Consider the following 15,731-nt stretch of genomic DNA (forward strand, 5'->3'; position numbering starts at 1 on the left):
CCGCAGGTCAGTGCTGTCGTCCCCGCCAGTGCCGGTGCGCTGCGAGTCGGATCCTCGGTACAGTACCGCGGCGTCGTCGTCGGCGCTGTGGCCGAGATCGAGCCGGGCACCACCGCTTCGACTGTCTCACTCGCGATCGACGAGGGAGCGTTCGAGAACATACCGTCGACAAGTCAGGTGCGACTGATGCCCCGCAACATCTTCGGCGACTTCTTCGTAGACCTGATTCAACCTGACGGACTCTCGCGTGGTCCTGCTCTCGTGCCGGGTACCGAGTTGGTATCCGATCAGTCCGAAGTCGCGGTCCAGCTCTACCAATCGATCTCCCGGATCTACTCGCTCGTTTCTTCCCTCGACCCCGCCGACATAAACGTCGCACTCACGGCAGTCTCGGACGCGTTGAGCGGCAAGGGAAACCAGATCGGCGAATCGCTCGATTCAGTCCACCAAGCGTTGGTCGGTGCGCAGCCCGTCATCGACGGACTCGGTGACGACCTCGACGACATAGCCACCCTCGCCGACAGTCTCTCGACGAGTGCGCCGGACATGCTCGCCGCATTCGAGAACTCCATCACCACATCCAAGACCGTCGTCGAGAAATCCGACGGGTTGGCGGGGCTTCTGCGTGCCGGCACCAGCACGGGAGCTGCTGCCACGAGTCTGATCGGTGACAATCGCGACCGCATGATCACCTTGGTCGACGACGCCGATTCCCTCACCGGCGCAATCACTTCGCGGCCGGACCACATCACCACCTTCTACAACGGCCTGCGCAATCTCACGATCAAGCTCCCGCCCGCGTTGGCGCATGGTCCGTGGCTCAGCACCGATCTACGGCTGTCCGTCACAGATCTGTATCCGTACGGAAAGACCGACTGCCCACAGTACGACGGAACCCGCGGACCCAACTGTCCTGCCGCCGCGACCGCGTTCGGCGGAACCGTCGGCCCGGTCGGCAGCCCTGCCGAACAGTCCCTGATCTCGGCCCTTACCCAAGGCGGTACAGCTTTGGACACTCTCGTGGCGGGGCCGGTATTTCGCGGCACGACGGTGGTGGGCGGATGAGCGTGAAGAAATCTCTGATCAGGTTCGGAGTGTTTGCTGCACTGTCGATTCTCGCCACCGTGGTTGTGGTGAGCACCCTGATCAACCCCGTCTCCGGGTCGAGTTCGCAGTACCGGGCCGTCTTCGTCAATGCCTCCGGCCTGGTCACCGGCAGCGATGTTCAGATCGCCGGGGTGCGAGTAGGGCGCGTCGACAGCGTCGAGTTGGTGAACAACCAAGCCGTCGTCGGCTTCGAACTCGAATCTGCACAACGTATTCCGTCCGACGGTCGCGCTGTGGTGAGGTACGCAGACCTGTTGGGAGCGCGAACAATTTCGATCGAACACGGACAGGCCGAACGCGCAACAGGCAACTACCTCTCCCCCGGGGCCACAATTCCCGTGGAACAGACTCAGCCGGCGATCGACCTCACCGACATCCTCGGCGGATTCCGTCCCCTGTTCGACGCACTTGACCCCGCAGAAGTCAACGAGCTTGCCGCACAGGTCGTCCAGGTATTCCAAGGACAAGGTTCCACCATCGAAAGCCTGCTGGAGCGCACTGTTGCCGTCACCGAGAACTTGACGTCCCGGGACGCGATCTTGGACCAACTACTGAACAACCTCGACCGGGTCCTTACCGTGACCACGACGAATCGACCCAACTTCGTCGAGATGATCAACACGCTCGACACACTGGTCGGCGGTTTGGCACAGGACCGCCAACAGATCTCGGCCGCAGTGGATTCCGCAGGCGCCCTGACTTCTTCACTTCAGGACTTGGTGACGCGCGTGGAACCGGACTTGGCTGGCGCGCTGACTTCGATCGATCAGTCGGCCAGCGTCGTCGTCGACAACCGTGAGTCGCTGGCGACCGGTATCACCGCTTTCGATCAACTGTTCACCCAGTTGGGGATCGCGATGAGCTACGGAAGCTGGGCAAACATCTACATCTGCAACTTCCGGCTCAGCGCGCTGGACCAATCGGTGACTCTCGGCGGCCCCGAGCGTTCGGCGGTGTGCCGATGAACTGGCTCACCGTCAAGAACCCGGTCCGCAACGGAATCATCTGCATCCTCGTCGGAGTCGGTGTGGTTCTGGCCGCACTCGTTGTCCCTCAACTGATCTTGAAGGTCAAGACCAACGAGTACCACGCCGTCTTTGCCAACGCCACCGGGTTGACGCAGGACGATCCGGTCAACGTCGCGGGAGTCCCGAGCGGAGTGGTCACCTCGTTGGTGGTCAGCGGCAACTCGGTTGAAGTCACCTTCCGACTCGACGACGGCGTCACTCTCGGCGAAGACTCCCGTGCGGACATCAAGATCTCGACTCTGCTCGGCCGACGCTCGCTCGACGTCACTCCGAACGGATCGCGCTCGTTACCCGCAGGTTCGACCATCCCCATCGAGAACACGAGCGTTCCGTTCACTCTCGACGATCTCGGTCGAGGAGCACAATCCACGTCGGAAAACCTTGATCTGCAACAACTGCGAAATATGCTGACCGTGGTGTCCGACAACTCACCGGACGATCCCGAACTCATTCGCCGCTCACTCGAGGGAATCGACGCACTCTCCGGAGTAGTCAACGACAACGACGTTGCGCTCCGTTCACTTCTCACCGGAGCGCAGCAGACGACCGCAACACTGATCGAGCAGAAGGACACTCTGGAAACCCTTCTGGGGAATGCGGATCTGGTGATGTCCACGATCGCCGACCGGCGAGATGTGCTGAATGCGCTTGTACAAGACCTGAATCAGTTGAGCACCACACTTGCCCAGTTCCTGGGCGACAACCAGGCTTTGGTCGACTCGGTCATGGGAGACATCCACGTGGTGACGGGAGTTCTGTCCGAGAACGAACAATCACTGACCACACTGCTCGACAACTTCGCCCCCAGCGTCCGCTACGTCACCAACGCGACCGGTAACGGCAACTGGCTCGACCTCAACTCACCCTCCACCCTCATCCCGGACAACTGGTTGTGCGTCGTGGGGCTCGTTCAGGGGTGTCGATGACCACGACCGTCAAGAACCTCCCCGTGCGGGCAGCGATAGTGATCGGCGCGTTCGGTGCCGTCTTGTTCGTCACGCGTGACGAACACAGACTCACTCTCACCGCCGAATTCACCTCGACCGACGCTATTTTCACCGGGAACACGGTGACGATTCTGGGAGTTCCCAGCGGGAGGGTCGAGAGCGTCACGCCGGAAGGGTCCCGGGTACGAGTGGCGCTGAGCCTGCCATCCGGAACACGTATACCTGCCGACGCGCAGGCCTGGGTCCTGTCTCCCTCGGTCATCAGTGACCGCACGATCGAACTCGGCCCCGGCTACGAGGACGGTGAGTTCCTCATCGACGGCGCGGTGATCCCTCTCGAACGCACTCACTCCCCTCTGACGTGGGACCAACTCACCGCATCGGTGAACGAATTGACGGTGGCGCTCGGCCCTGGCGCCGACGGCGGCGGGATCGGTGACCTCATCGGAGAAGGCGCCCACGCGTTGGACGGCAACGGGCAAGCATTCAACGATGCCGTTCGGTCCATCTCACAGGCCAGTTCGGTACTGGCGGGTGCAAGTCCCGACATCTCCGAACTGGTGAAGAACCTGAACACCCTCGTGCAGTTGATCGCGGACAACCAGACCAAGGTCGACTCCCTGTCGAACTCGGTGACAGTCACCGCCCGCACGTTCAGCGCCCAGCGAGAAGACATCAGCGGGGCGCTCGATTCCCTGACCACGTTGCTCGGACAGGTCTCAGCGCTACTCGCCGAACACGGCGAGGCGGTCACCGCCGATCTGGGTACGCTCGCACAGTTGGCCGGTGCAGTCGCGACCAAACAGGATCAACTGCGCGAGATCATCGAAACGGCACCAACGGGATTCGAGAACGTCGCCAACCTCGTCACCGAAGAAGGCCGAGCCAGAGCACGATTGAACGTCGCCACCGATCTCTCACAGTTCGACACGACGCGAGAACTGTGCGAGAAGATGCCGATACCGCTGTGCACAGGGCCGGGAATCGTCAATCCCATCGAATTTCCTTCGGCAGGCATCTCCGACCTGGCACGCATCCTCGGTGGGGGCAACTGATGGCGTCGAACAAGTCCGTGGTGAGCGTTGTCGTGGCACTTGTCATCGCGGCGTCATTGACCGGCTGCAGTCTCAACTTCCAGCACCTCCCCCTCGGACGCGGTCTGCCAGGAGAGTCGTACCCGCTGAACATGGAATTCGTCGACGCGTCGTTACTTCCCGTCGGCGGCGAGGTGCGGATCGGCCAGGCAGTGGTCGGCAGAGTCACGTCGATGAGCGCGCAAACCTTTGCAGCCGTGGTACATACCGAAATCGCGTCGGACATCGAACTACCTGTCGGCACCCGCGCTCGGATCGAACTGTCGACCCCGATCGGCGATGCGTTCGTCAACCTCGAAGTTCCGGTCGATCCAGCGGGCCCCATTCTCGAACCAGGTTCCACCATCGAGCGATCGGAGACCGTGCGCGGACCCGATGTCGCACAACTGCTCGGCGCCGTCGGAACTCTGTTGAACGGCAGTGGGTTGGCGCAGGTCAAGAACATCGTCAGTGAGGCTGATCAGATTCTCGACGGCAGGGAGGAGACGATCCGCGATCTGCTTGCACGCCTTGACACTTTTCTCGGAACACTTGACGACCGAAAGGAATCGATCAATTCGGCACTGGATTCACTGAACCGGCTCAGCGCTCTGATCGGAGACGAGAGCGCCACCATCGACGAAGGCTTGCGCACACTCACACCCGCATTGGGCGTGATCGCCGACCAACGACAACCGCTCCTCGATCTACTCGACGAAACCGATCGGCTCAGTACCGCAACCAATTCCGTACTCGACCAGTCGGCCGACCAGATTTCCGAGATCACCGGACGACTGTCACCCATCCTCGACCAGTTCTCGGCAATGGGGCCGACACTGGGTGAGACGATGGCCAACCTGGACAACGCAAGAGTGCTCCTCGAGCGTGCCAGCCCAGGCGATTACGTGAACATCGACCTCGACGTCGATGTCGAGGGCACCGTGACCGGAGTGCTCAACGAGATAATCCCGGGCGCCGCACCGCCACTGCCACCTGTGCCCGCCTCCGATCGGGAACTGCCGATCACGACACCCCTGCAAGGAGGAACGCGATGAAGAACCGAACCGTCTATTTCGAGATCGCCGCCTTTCTCCTCATCGCGGTGGTCAGCACGACGTACGTACTCCGGCAAGTCGGTGCCGGAGATCCGTTCACCGGAACCTTCTCGGTCACCGTCGAATTGGAGAACGCGGCCGGAATCGCTCCCGGTTCGGAAGTGGCCTATCGCGGAGTCACCGTCGGCGACGTCGAGTCGGTGGAGGTGGACTCTGCCCAGGACCTCGTCGTGATGACGTTGAGCATCGCCGCCGACAAACAGATCCCCAACGATTCGCATGTGGCCATCAGCCAGGACACCGCCGTTCCGGTATTGAAAGTTCAGTTGTCCTCGCAGACCGACGGCGGCCCGTATCTGGTTGAAGGTTCCGTTGTTCCGACTGAGCGCACTTCGATCCCGGTCGCGTTGGGAACCGTGATTGCGAATTTCAACGCTGCTGCCGACACCGTCGATCCGGCAGACCTGCGAACCCTCTCGCACGAACTCGGCGAGGGATTGAACGGATTGGGTCCGGATCTGCAGGCGCTCGTCGACAACTTCGACGTGCTCGCGCGCACTGTCCAATCCGATCAACCGCGTGTCAACACACTCGTCGAGAACTCGCGCTCACTGTTCACTGCGAACGAGGAAAATGTTGACGCTCTTCCCGAAGTTGCACTCACACTTCGCCAATTGACAGATCAGGTACGAAACTCCGATCCGCAACTGCGCACACTCCTCGATCGAAGCCCGAGTGTTCTCGACAATCAGATACTGCCTCTCATCGAACAGAGTCGTGAGCCGTTCAGTCTGCTGTTGGCCAATTCTCTCGTCTCCACTCAGATCGTCACTGCACGGATGCCCGCCGTCGATGCCTTGTTGGTGGTGGTGCCCAAAGGATTCGAGAAGTTCGGAAGTATCGTCAAAGACGGACGGGCACAGCTTGATCTGATCACAGCACTCGGACCGGTCTGTATCTACGACACGCCCCGGCGATCGGTACAGGACACCTCACCGACCACGCTCGACAAGAACCAACACTGCGCGGACCAGTCGGGCCGGATCCAGAATCGCGGTTCGCAGAACGTCCCCACCGGAACTGGAACGATCGACGGGGTTGCTGAATACGATCCTGCCCTCGGAACGGTCGCAGCCGGTGACGGAACGTCGATTCGTCTGGGCCTCAACGGTGGTCAGAACACCGTTCTCGGTGACAACTCGTTTGCCGCACTACTAGTACAAGGAACGCAATGACCGAGACAACCGAACCCCAGACGCCCACAATCGTCGACAAGCCCAAGCGGCTTCGCAAGCAGACCGTAGCGATCGTTGCCGGCGCCCTGGTCGTGGTCGCGGCGCTCGGATGGGGCGCATTCGCGACCTGGCAGAAATCGGTCGACGAAAACGCGCGTACCAGCGCCCTGGACAGCGGACGGCAATTCGCCACTGATCTTGCGACGTACAACTTCCAGAACCTCGATCAGAATCTTTCCGTGGTCCGTGACAATTCTGTCGGCGAATTCGCCGGTCAGTACGCCCAGGTGGCAGCCAACCTGCAGAACATGATCGTGCAGTATCAGGCGACCTCGTCCGCTCAGATCATTTCAGCCGGGCTGGCGAGCAGTGATCGCGACAACGCCGAGGTGCTCGTGTTCCTCGATCAGACGATCACGAACACCAACTCCCCCGATCCGAGAATCGACCGCAACCGGATGCAACTTTCGCTGGTCCGCGAGGACGGCGAGTGGAAACTGAGCAACGTGCAGTTGTTGTGACCCGGCGGTCGGGCGTCAAAGACAGCCGTGTCGGCGACTGCCGATAAAGTGGCCCCACAAGTCGACGTCTCCTTCGTCGACCGGGAGCGCAGGTTCGAGGAGTGTGTCGGTAGCAGTGGCAGTGGAATCTTCGGTGCTGCTGAAGTGGTACTCCGAGACGGCTCGCGACCTGCCGTGGCGACGCGAGGGCGTCAGTGCCTGGCAGATCCTGATGAGCGAGATCATGCTCCAGCAGACGCCGGTGGTGCGCGTTGCGCCAATCTGGGAAGAGTGGGTCGAGCGCTGGCCGGTACCGTCGGCGATGGCAGCGTCGAGCCAGGCAGAAGTGCTTCGCGCGTGGGGCAAACTCGGTTATCCACGCCGCGCGCTGCGGTTACACGAATGCGCGGGCGTCCTGGCTGCCGAGCACGGCGACGTGGTGCCGGAAGACGTCGACACTCTGCTCTCCCTACCGGGAATCGGTTCGTACACCGCCCGCGCCGTGGCGTGCTTCGCCTACGGACAGCGAGTGCCTGTGGTGGACACCAACGTACGACGCGTAGTTGCGCGAGCCGTCCACGGCAATGCGGAACCCGGGAACCCGTCCAACACGCGAGACCTCGCCGACGTCGCGGCGCTGCTGCCGAGGACGCGTGCGCGCGCCGCCACCTACAGCGCAGCTCTCATGGAACTCGGTGCACTGATCTGCACGGCGCGGACCCCGAACTGCGAGAACTGCCCTTTGCCGAACTGCGCGTGGGTCGCTTCTGGCAAACCGGCACACACCGGACCACCCAAGAAGGTGCAGAAGTTCGCGGGCACAGATCGCCAGGTTCGTGGAAAATTGATGGCCGTTCTTCGCGAGAGTCACCGTCCGGTCGAGCGCGCGCAACTCGACATCGCCTGGCCAACCGATCCGGGTCAGCGTGACCGTGCGTTGCATTCACTGCTGGTCGACGGACTGGTCGAGCAGACCGCCGACGGCCTGTTTGCGCTGGCCGGAGAGGGTACGGCTTAGCCGACTCGCAGCGGAGTGCATTCTTCGGCTGTGGGTTCGTCGGTCTGGAGCGGTGCGACTTCCGGATCAGAACGCCGAAGTACAGCAGGAACGGCAGGCACCACTGGATCGCAAGGCGCAAGTGTCGGAATCTGTAGGGCAGCGCCGGGCGGGGGCCCGCTGGTGGAGGTCGCCGACTCGGCGCCGATGTTCGGGCTATCCGTGGATACCGCGCGCGACCCGTCTGGGGACAGCGCGATCAGCAACCCCGTCAACATGAGTAGAAGCGGCAGTACTATTGCCGCCGCCCACCGGACCCTGTTGACGGGCCGGACGGCCATGCCGCCACCGGACCGAACTTCGCTTCCGCGATCGGCCGCTACCAGCGCAGCCCCTATCGCCAGTTGGGCGCTCTCGCCGAGAAACAGGAAGCCGAGACCTGCCAGTTCAGCGGCTTCCGCGGACGGCTGCCGAGAGTCTTCCTTCACGAGCATCGCGACGAGCATCTTGGGTACAGGGTCTCGTTCGGCGACGAGGAGATCCAATGTCGCAGCAAATGTCGAGCTGTCCGCAAGCAACTCGGCCGTGTCGTAACGATGCGCCGAGTCCACGACGCCTGCTCTCGGGTCGACGGCCGCGATCACGGTCTCACTGCCGTCCGGCCAGAACGCGAGAATCGGCGAAACACCAATGAGAGCGTCGACCGTCCGCAAGTAGGCAAGCCGTGCGTCGAGACCGTTGACCAACTCGACGTTCTCGAAAGGACTGGAGGACAACGAATCCGAGACAAGGTCGCGCACGTCCGCACGCTCGCACATCACTCCGACGACGGTGGGGCACAGATTCGAGCGCAGGGCTCGGCCGGTGGCGACCTCGGCCGCGGAGGCGAGTGCGCGCGCCGACGCTTGCGGAGAGGGAACAGTCCCGTCTGCACCCCAGGGGTGACGGAACTCGTCGATCGAGCCCAGGAGGGGCGTGTCTGCATCTACGAGAGCTGTTGAAATTGACTGATTTTCGAATACAACGCCCAGGCTTTCACGCACTGGATCCTCCATTGACTGCTACTGACTGTTACGAGTGTTGCCATTCCTGCGAAGCTGTATCAGAACGTCAGGCCACCGACCGCCATTGCACCTGGTTCCAGCACCACGTCCACCGGCGCTCGGCCGTCGACCGTGACGCGATACGTCCCCGGTAGCAGTCCGACAAACGAGAAGTGACCCTCGAACGGTTTCACCGTCCGCGCTGTCGCGTGCCCGCATTGATCGACGCCGTTGATCACCACCGCCTCCGAGATACCCGATGTCACCAGACCTGAGATTCGTCCATCTGCCGAGACAGCAGCCCACTGGCTTCTCTGACCACCAACAGAAATCCCGTACGGATCACACACTCCCGGGGTGGTCGCCACCCGCACCGTGACATCGCCCGACCGCACGCGAACCGCCCCCCGATCTGCGGTGACCAGTGCAGCGATCGGTAGACCGTCGGCGTCTTCCCGCTTTCCCGCAGTCATCGTCGCCGTTCGGGTGAAGTACCGGTCCGCTTCCAGATTGCCTATCAGGCAATGTAATCCGACCTCGTCGACACCCGAGCCGTCTCCGCAGTAGTCAGGCACGGACGGCAGAACGAAACCTCGAGGCACCGGAAGTTGCACGACCACGTCGGAGAGCGGGTTGCCCCGGACACCGATGTCGATGACATACGTCACCGGATCACCCTCTCGGACAATGCCGTTGGACGGTCCCGAATCGAGCCCTGGACCGTCAGCGGGATCGAAGGGCGGTGCACCGTCAATCGCCGTCAGCTCGACGGTGAAGGGAGGCACGAACTCTCCCTCGGCCGCCAATCGAACATCCGACTGCATCGGCAGCAAGCCGAGCGCAGCAGCGCCGACCACCAGAGCTCCGGTCACGACAACTATGCCGATACCTCGCACTCCTCGGCGCCACGCTCTCGGCCGGAGTCCGACGACAACGGCCTTCGACCGCACCTCTGACAGACGAGTTCTCACGACGCTCCTTCGATGTCTGACTCTCGGGCCTCCGACAGGCGCTCGCGGCCACATTTGGCGAATCCCGAGCTACGTTCAATAGAAGTCGCTCGAGGGACTCGAAAGCCAATGGTGACGGCGTGATTGTGTGGGTGAACTTCTCTCAGCCGGGGTGAATTCCCGGGTGAATTGCCCGGGATGGCACGCTCTGGATTCGCACCAGCTACGCTCCTCCCTGTAGATAGATGGATCGAGACAATCCGCCCAAAACCGCCGATAAGCGTGGGGCGTGAAGAGCAGAAAGGGTCCGCGTTGATGCTCGGGATGGACGGCCACGACTGGGCAGCTATTCCCGAAAGGCGCACTCTCGCGACGTCGATTCCCCGGCAAGCGCTCTTCGAAAGACTTGACCGGCGTGCCGCTCTGACCATCGTCCGTGCACCGAACGGCCACGGGAAATCGTCGTTGATCGCCTCGTGGCTGCGCGCCCATTTGGCATCCGAACGAATACTCGTCTGGGTCTCGGCCCCACGGCCCTCGTCGACACTCGAAGATTTCTGGGCCGTTGTCCTCGATCGAATCCACGCTGCCGGAATCGCACTGCCCGACGTCGACGATCTCGCCGATCCTTTCACCGCTGTCGCCAAATCCCTGAACGCCCTCAGCCGCCCCGTGCTGCTCGTGCTGATCAGGCCGGATCTGATATCGGAACCAGAGTTGGACGATCAGTTGATCGAACTCCTCGCCCTCTGCCACAACCTGGACCTCGTGGTCACGCTCTCGGGATTCGGTATGTTCGCCGAGCCGTACCTTCTCGACACGGCTCACGAGGTCATCGGCGCCGATGAGCTGTTGTTCACGACAGCCGATACCGCCCAATTGCTGGAACAGGCGGGGGTGCATACGGCTGAGGGCGATGCAGAACAAATCACATCCCTGACGGGTGGGCTGCCCGCGTTGGTTCGCGCCGCAGTCCCCGCTGTCCGGAACTCACGCGACAGCAACCGTGAGCGGGAGATCGATATGAACATCGTGCAAGCGATAGACGATTACGTGACTGATTCCGTTCTCGCCGCCGCTGAGCGCGTAAAGCAGCATGAGTTCCTACTCGCGACCGCCTTTGGTCGATCGATCACCGTCGACATCGCCGCAATGCTGTTCGAGTCCCAGCGCCCCGACGCCGCCGAAACCGTTCATGAGATTCGCGCGCGACTGGTGACGCTGGAGACAGTTGGCGTGTTGTCGCGTGTCGAGACCGAAGCCGACGAAAAATGGAAGCTGCCTCCCGCCATTCGACGATCGATACTCGCGCACCACACCCGCGCGGGAATCGATCCTTCGCAACGTCTTTCATTCCTCGCTCACAATCGACTCGACAAAGGTCATCACGCGTCGGCGCTGGACTACGCTGTCGAGGCACAGAACTGGACCCTGGCAGTAGACATCGTCGAACAACACTGGGTGACGATGATCGTGCATAACCTGGACTCGGTTCGCTCCGCCCTCCAACGGATTCCGGCGGAAGCTGCGGACAAACACTCTGCCGTGGAGGCGGGGCGCGCACTGTTCACGATGCATCCGAGCGAGCGCTCGACGGTAGTCGACTTGCTACCCGAATCGCCGGCAGAACTGTGGGCTCTCGGCGCTGAAGCCGGCGCGAAGGACGCCTTGAGCATTGCCTGCGTTCAATCGATCATGCTCAGGATGGCAGGCGAGTACGGGCTCGCAGCAGAAACCACCAGGCGCCTGTCTCATCTCAGTCGCAGTGCGCTGGAGAACAACCCGGAAGCGGTCAGCGCACAGCTCCCTCTGATGCGACTTCAATGGGCGATCAATTTTCAATTGAGCGGCAGGTTCACAGAATCCACGATCAAGGCACGAATGGCGTACCACGGCGCCCTGTCTCATGGAGTCGACTTCATCGCTCGTAACTCTGCGGGAAGTGCCGCCCTGAATTGGGCGCTGGCTGGTGAGCCGCGGCAGGCCACACACTGGTCCGAACTCGAACAGAAGCATCCGGACCCCGGCGGTTGGCTCGAACCTGTGGTCAAGATCGCCGGCCTGACAGCACGGGCGCTCACTGCTCTCGACACACTCGACTTCGACGACGCACGTCTCGCATTGACCGAACTCGGTCTTCCGTCCGACACCGAGGAACTGTGGGCATTCGTCGTCTATGCGCATTGCCAATTCGCCTTGACCTCCGGCGACCACACTGCGGCACTACTGTTGCTCCACAATGCGATCGAAGCACATTCCAAGCAGTACACGGCTACATCCTTCGCGCTTCCTCTGTTGCAATCCGCAGAGATCGATCTCTTGCTCGCTCTCGGACAGGGGAACAATGCCGTAGCACTGGCCAAGGAGATCATCGATCCTGCCGCCAATCCGTGGACGCTCACGTCGGTGGCACGTTTGCGTCAGCGGATCGGCCAGAACGAGGCCGCGGTGGCGCTGTGTCACCAGTTCGACTGGTCTGGCGTATCCTATCCGCGGGCACAGATGGAATCGCTTCTGGTGCAAGCGGTTGCACACTCCGAGCTGGGTGAGCCACGCCTCGCCTCTCAGGAGTGGTCCAGAGCGTGCAGCATCGCGGATCAGACCGGACTTCTACGTTCGTTCGCGACCATCGCATCGGCGGACGTCGAGAAAATCGAATCGATGGCCGAAACGAAATCGCGTGCACTCGCCGAATTCTCGAAAAGGGCTCCTGCGGAATCATTTCCGGAATTCGTACATATCGTGGAGCTGACCGAACGCGAACAGAAAGTCCTCTCACTCCTGGCGCTCGGCATGGGGTCGGCTGCGATGGCCGACAAACTGTACGTGTCCGTCAACACCGTCAAGACTCAACTGCGCACTCTCTACAAGAAGCTCGACGTACACAATCGAAACGAAGCGATCACGAGGGCACGCCAACTGCGCCTGCTGTAGTCCGGGGTCGGATCTGATTTCGGACTACATTCTGTAGGCATGAGCACCGATTCCTGCGTCTTCTGCAAGATCGTCGCGCTGACCGAGCCGGCGATTCTCGTTCACGAGAGCGAGACAACTCTCGCATTCCTCGATGCACGGCCGGTGAGTCGCGGACACACCCTGGTGGTCCCCAAGCGTCATGCAGAGAACCTCGATGCTCTCGAAAGTCACGAAGGCGCAGAGATGTTCCGCGTCGGCACGCTCATCGCCGGAGCTCTACGCCGCTGCGACATCGCCGCTGACGGAGTCAACTTTCTCGTCAACGACGGGCGTGCAGCGGGCCAAACCGTGTTCCACTCGCACCTGCACATCGTCCCCCGCCATCGCGGTGACAAAGCGAAGTTCGCTGCCGGACTCCTCGCCAGGCGAGCCGTCGAGCTGGAGCAGGTGGGCGCGTCGATCCGAAGTCAGCTCACCGTGTGAAGGAATTCCGTCACCACTTCGCGATAGCGCTGCGGTTGATCGTCGTGGACCAGGTGGCCTGCATCGGCAATACGTACGTACCGAGTTCCCGCCCTCTCGGCCATCTCTCGCATCTGTCCCTCAGGGGTGATGGTGAACTCTCCCTCGATCAGCAAGGTCGGCACCTCGATCGCCTTCCACTGATCCCAGAAATGCCTCGTGCCCCACTCCTCCGAGATGTCGCGGAAGGTCGACACGTCGCCGTGCAGGTACCACCCGTCGTCGCGGCGGTCGAAAGAATCGAGAAAGTACTGGCCGGCGACAGGGCCGAAGAATTCCTTCATCGCCTCCTCGGAAGCAAACGGCTGCGGCCACGCCGAGATCATCTGCGCCCAGTCCGCAGCGGTGCGTCCACGAAAGTCCGGGGCCATGTCTTCGAGGACCAGCGCACAAACCTTTTCGGGATGCGCGGCGGCGAAGCACCACGCATGCAGAGCCCCCATCGAATGACCGATCACGATCATCGGCTCCTCGATGGACGCAACGGCCGATGTCAGGTCCTCGACGAATGCCTCGGTAGTCAGTGCCGCTGGCGCCGGCCTGCCATGACCGGCAGCGTCGAAGGTGTAGACGTGGCCGAACTCGCGGATCCACGGCACATGGCGACGCCACGTTCGGGAGTTGCCCATGAGGCCGTGCAACAACAGAATCGGTTGTCCCGTTCCACCTTCGTCATGCAACACGAGTGTCACGGTACGCGGTGAAGGTGCGCGGGTAATGTCGCTTGCATGGCAGTCGTGAAGATCAATGCAATCGAGGTCCCCGAGGGCGCCGGCCCCGAACTGGAGAAGCGCTTCGCAGCACGCGCTCATGCAGTCGAGAACTCCCCGGGCTTTCTCGGATTCCAACTCCTCCGCCCCACCGCCGGTGAGAGCCGCTACTTCGTGGTGACCCAATGGGAGTCCGAGCAGGCGTTCGCCGATTGGCGTGACGGCCCCGCCCGTGAAGCCCATTCCGGCGAGCGCGCGAAGCCCGTCGCTTCGGGTGCGTCGTTGCTCGAATTCGAAGTTGTCCTGGACGTCGTCGCAAAGAGCTGATCTCGAGCGATTGTGCCCGCCTTGGCGGGCACAATCGACGGTCATCTCGGCTTACGCGTTGACACGGTGCGGGCTGTAGTGCAAAAGTTCGCATGTAAACGCGATGGTCCGACAGGAATCCGGTGAAAGCCCGGAGCGGTCGCGCCACTGTAATTCGAGGTGAAGTGCCTTTTTCGGCACGACAATTTCGACAGCCAGACACTTCGGCCATCGCATGGACCTAGGGGACGCGAAAATCCCAGGAGGCTTCGATGGCTCTCGCCTATTCTCCCGATACGTCGATCGATTCGACTCGTCTTGCTTTCCTCGCCGCTGCAGTAGTTCTGTTCGCGATGCTGGCTCTCTACCTGGTCGGATTCGACCAGGGCGCTATCTCTCGCACCGGCATGTACATGCATGAATTGATGCACGACGGTCGACACTTGATGGGCCTGCCGTGCCACTAGTCGACAATTTCACGAAGCTTCTCATTCGTGGTTTGTTGGCTGGTTTGATCGCAGGCATCCTTGCCGGCGGAGTTGCATTCGTGCTGGGTGAACCGCACGTCAACGCTGCCATTGCGATCGAAGAAGCCAACAGCGCCACCGGTGAGGTTTCCGGCGAAGCCGCTGGGCATTCGCACGGTGACGAAGAAGAACCACTGGTGAGCCGCGACGGGCAGCGCGCCGGGCTGTTCCTGGCCACGGCGCTTGCCGGACTGGCACTCGGGGCGATCTTCTCGGTCGTTGCCAATTACGCTCGACGACTCACCGGAATGTCCGGGCCGTTGTTGGCGATCACCATCGCCGTCGGTGGTTGGCTGGCGATCGAGGCCGTCCCCTTTTTCAAGTACCCGGCCAATCCGCCGGCCGTCGGAGATCCCGACACCATCAACCAGCGCACACTGCTGTGGCTGGCCGCCGTGATTCTCGGGCTGCTGTCCGTCACCGCGGCAGCAGCGGCGGCAAAGGCAGTTTCCGGGCACGAGTTCCTCAGCGTGCGCATCGCTGCTCCGGTGGCTGCGTTCCTGGTGATCGTCGCGATCGGTTACGTCTCGCTTCCCGGCATCAACGAGGTGGGCGAGGACTTCCCGGCAACGCTGCTGTGGGAGTTCCGACTTTCCTCGCTCGCTACGCAGGCGACGCTCTGGCTCGTACTCGGGTTGGCATTCGCCTTCCTTACCGAGCGCGCGACCAAGAACACCGAATTAGCAAAGAAGTACGCCCTTCGCTGAACCTGCTGTGCGCCGTTTTTTAACACCCCCGGGTTATTAAAGCGCCCCCCCGGTGATTTTAAGCTCAGAATATTGGCATAGTTGGGTCCGTGCACCCGCGGCGGGGGG

16 protein-coding genes and 1 riboswitch are annotated in these 15,731 nt (G+C 61.8%); of the genes, 13 read left to right on the forward strand and 3 right to left on the reverse strand.

Annotation, left to right across the window (positions count from 1 at the left end):
* The 8 genes from RWT78_RS21110 to RWT78_RS21145 form a co-directional block, all read left to right on the forward strand.
* On the forward strand, nt 1–1,065 hold a 1,065-nt coding region (locus RWT78_RS21110; protein ID WP_314677935.1), incomplete at its 5' end, for an MCE family protein.
* Nucleotides 1,062–2,072, forward strand: coding sequence for an MCE family protein (locus RWT78_RS21115; protein ID WP_133727727.1), 1,011 nt, complete (start codon nt 1,062–1,064; stop codon nt 2,070–2,072). The genes RWT78_RS21110 and RWT78_RS21115, both read left to right, overlap by 4 nt.
* Nucleotides 2,069–3,061 carry an MCE family protein gene (locus tag RWT78_RS21120; protein ID WP_314677940.1) on the forward strand — a complete coding sequence of 331 codons (993 nt, stop codon included), beginning with the start codon at nt 2,069–2,071 and terminating at the stop codon, nt 3,059–3,061. The genes RWT78_RS21115 and RWT78_RS21120 overlap by 4 nt, the downstream gene beginning before the upstream one ends.
* Nucleotides 3,058–4,137: an MCE family protein gene (locus tag RWT78_RS21125; protein WP_314677942.1), complete on the forward strand. Its 1,080-nt coding sequence runs from the start codon at nt 3,058–3,060 to the stop codon at nt 4,135–4,137. The genes RWT78_RS21120 and RWT78_RS21125 overlap by 4 nt, the downstream gene beginning before the upstream one ends.
* Nucleotides 4,137–5,210 (forward strand): MCE family protein, encoded by a 1,074-nt coding sequence (locus tag RWT78_RS21130; protein ID WP_314677944.1) that lies wholly within the window; start codon nt 4,137–4,139, stop codon nt 5,208–5,210. The genes RWT78_RS21125 and RWT78_RS21130 overlap by 1 nt, the downstream gene beginning before the upstream one ends.
* A complete protein-coding gene (locus tag RWT78_RS21135; protein ID WP_007726912.1) occupies nt 5,207–6,445 on the forward strand; it encodes an MlaD family protein in 1,239 nt (412 codons plus the stop codon). Before RWT78_RS21130 ends, RWT78_RS21135 begins: the two co-directional genes overlap by 4 nt.
* The gene (locus RWT78_RS21140) at nt 6,442–6,966 is read left to right on the forward strand and encodes a hypothetical protein (protein ID WP_003945512.1); all 525 of its coding nucleotides are present in this window, start codon (nt 6,442–6,444) and stop codon (nt 6,964–6,966) included. The genes RWT78_RS21135 and RWT78_RS21140 overlap by 4 nt, the downstream gene beginning before the upstream one ends.
* Before the next feature lie 115 nt (nt 6,967–7,081).
* Nucleotides 7,082–7,963: an A/G-specific adenine glycosylase gene (locus tag RWT78_RS21145; RefSeq protein WP_314677969.1), complete on the forward strand. Its 882-nt coding sequence runs from the start codon at nt 7,082–7,084 to the stop codon at nt 7,961–7,963.
* Here RWT78_RS21145 and RWT78_RS21150 read toward each other — a convergent pair.
* Together RWT78_RS21150 and RWT78_RS21155 are read right to left on the reverse strand one after the other, a co-directional pair.
* Nucleotides 7,960–8,985 carry a hypothetical protein gene (locus RWT78_RS21150; RefSeq protein ID WP_003945584.1) on the reverse strand — a complete coding sequence of 342 codons (1,026 nt, stop codon included), beginning with the start codon at nt 8,983–8,985 and terminating at the stop codon, nt 7,960–7,962. The genes RWT78_RS21145 and RWT78_RS21150 overlap by 4 nt on opposite strands.
* A gap of 59 nt (nt 8,986–9,044) precedes the next feature.
* Nucleotides 9,045–9,956 (reverse strand): hypothetical protein, encoded by a 912-nt coding sequence (locus RWT78_RS21155; RefSeq protein WP_230359481.1) that lies wholly within the window; start codon nt 9,954–9,956, stop codon nt 9,045–9,047.
* Nucleotides 9,957–10,217: 261 nt separating this feature from the next.
* On the opposite strand from RWT78_RS21155, the gene RWT78_RS21160 reads away from it, so the two are divergent.
* Together RWT78_RS21160 and RWT78_RS21165 are read left to right on the forward strand one after the other, a co-directional pair.
* Complete coding sequence (locus RWT78_RS21160; RefSeq protein ID WP_314677953.1) at nt 10,218–12,869, forward strand: LuxR C-terminal-related transcriptional regulator; 2,652 nt, start codon at nt 10,218–10,220, stop codon at nt 12,867–12,869.
* 39 nt (nt 12,870–12,908) lie between these two features.
* Nucleotides 12,909–13,334 carry an HIT domain-containing protein gene (locus tag RWT78_RS21165; RefSeq protein ID WP_314677955.1) on the forward strand — a complete coding sequence of 142 codons (426 nt, stop codon included), beginning with the start codon at nt 12,909–12,911 and terminating at the stop codon, nt 13,332–13,334.
* On the opposite strand, the gene RWT78_RS21170 is transcribed toward RWT78_RS21165, so the two are convergent.
* On the reverse strand, nt 13,319–14,056 hold the full coding sequence (locus tag RWT78_RS21170) for an alpha/beta hydrolase (RefSeq protein ID WP_314677959.1): 738 nt from the start codon (nt 14,054–14,056) through the stop codon (nt 13,319–13,321). The genes RWT78_RS21165 and RWT78_RS21170 overlap by 16 nt on opposite strands.
* A gap of 45 nt (nt 14,057–14,101) precedes the next feature.
* On the opposite strand from RWT78_RS21170, the gene mhuD reads away from it, so the two are divergent.
* The 3 genes from mhuD (at nt 14,102) to RWT78_RS21185 (ending at nt 15,623) form a co-directional block, all read left to right on the forward strand.
* Nucleotides 14,102–14,410 carry a mycobilin-forming heme oxygenase MhuD gene (gene mhuD, locus RWT78_RS21175; protein ID WP_003945868.1) on the forward strand — a complete coding sequence of 103 codons (309 nt, stop codon included), beginning with the start codon at nt 14,102–14,104 and terminating at the stop codon, nt 14,408–14,410.
* 87 nt (nt 14,411–14,497) lie between these two features.
* A riboswitch (cobalamin riboswitch) is annotated at nt 14,498–14,637 on the forward strand.
* Nucleotides 14,638–14,661: 24 nt separating this feature from the next.
* Entirely contained in the window at nt 14,662–14,856 is a 195-nt protein-coding gene (locus tag RWT78_RS21180; RefSeq protein WP_003945915.1) for a CbtB domain-containing protein, read from the forward strand.
* On the forward strand, nt 14,847–15,623 hold the full coding sequence (locus RWT78_RS21185) for a CbtA family protein (RefSeq protein ID WP_314677966.1): 777 nt from the start codon (nt 14,847–14,849) through the stop codon (nt 15,621–15,623). The genes RWT78_RS21180 and RWT78_RS21185 overlap by 10 nt, the downstream gene beginning before the upstream one ends.
* Nucleotides 15,624–15,731 lie beyond the last annotated feature (108 nt).

Origin of the sequence: uncultured Rhodococcus sp. (assembly GCF_963525155.1) — a bacterium.
In the GTDB taxonomy this organism is placed as follows: Bacteria; Actinomycetota; Actinomycetes; order Mycobacteriales; family Mycobacteriaceae; genus Rhodococcus_F; species Rhodococcus_F qingshengii.